This window comes from Butyricicoccus sp. AM78-15b2TA, assembly GCF_027665985.1.
Lineage (GTDB): Bacteria > Bacillota > Clostridia > Oscillospirales > Butyricicoccaceae > Agathobaculum > Agathobaculum butyriciproducens.
Genome location: NZ_JAQEHY010000054.1, coordinates 1 through 1,070, shown reverse-complemented (window position 1 = coordinate 1,070; position 1,070 = coordinate 1). Strand labels below are relative to the sequence as shown.

Sequence of the window (1,070 nt, the reverse complement as noted above, 5' to 3'; positions counted from 1 at the left end):
CTTTTCCAGGGGCTGTCCATGCTTTTCGTACATAGCCAGCAGGAAGAAGGGCATCATGACCAGCATCATACACATGGCAGCCATGCTGTTTCCCGCAGGCTCACGGAGCCACAAGAACAGCGGTACGCCTACAAGCGCCCCGGCGGTAAAGCAGACCAGCTGCCTTCGGGTCAGATTGAACATGACCTTTGTTTTGACTTTTGTTAAGTCCTTGGGTACGGGTACATAAGCCAATGTAGAAACCTCCTTCCGTTTTAGTGTGCCTGAAAGACTGATTTGGCGAGACTGCCGGTTTTGAACAGCGTAAAACATAGCAGTACGGTGTAGCCCACGCAGCTCCAGATTGCCATGATGATGTCATCTTCCAGAGCGATGTTCTGCACCAGCACAGCATAAATTGCCACGCAGACGATAATGAGAAACGCCTGAAAGCCCAGCGCCAGCAGGGATCGGAGGTAATTCTGTCCCATACCGCCCCATTCTTTACCCATCATTGCAGCCATTGGAACGGGAGCCACCGAAGTCACAAGGTAGATTTCGATCATACGGCCATAAATAACGATAAAGATACAGATATATAACGCCCACATAGTAATGCCAATAAAGAGGGATTGGAACCACAGTCCGAACAGCGGTCCCAAATCCATTTCCATCAGCCTCGGTTCCAGATCGGTCATAACTGAGGAAATGTCAATGGACGCATCCGAATTGATAATCCCTGCCGCCTGCGCCACCACGCTCTGCGCCATATCAAAGACGCCCATCACGATATTCCATGTGTTTGTGACAATGAGGATGGCGGCAGCTGATTTGAACACCCACTTGAAAATCATCCAGGTATCCACATCATGCAGGTTGTTCTTGTCTGCAATCATCTGGATCAGGTCTACGGTCATCACGATAGCCAGAATCACACCTGCAATCGGCACCATGATGGAGTTGGACAGATTCTCAATCATGCTGAAAATACTGCCATTCCATCCCTGTGGGGTCTGGCCTACCTGTACGGATATATCCGCGACCTGCTGATTTACACTGTCAAACATCCCCGAAAGGTTGCTCATAATACC

At 49.7% G+C, this 1,070-nt stretch carries 2 protein-coding genes; both read right to left on the bottom strand.

What is annotated here, in order from left to right:
• A partial coding sequence (locus PGS25_RS15560) for a PrgI family protein (RefSeq protein ID WP_270419422.1) occupies positions 1-234 on the bottom strand: 234 nt, incomplete at its 3' end.
• A 20-nt stretch (positions 235-254) separates the two neighbouring features.
• Positions 255-1,070, bottom strand: an 816-nt coding sequence (locus tag PGS25_RS15555) for a VirB6/TrbL-like conjugal transfer protein, CD1112 family (protein WP_270419420.1), incomplete at its 5' end; no start/stop codon positions are given.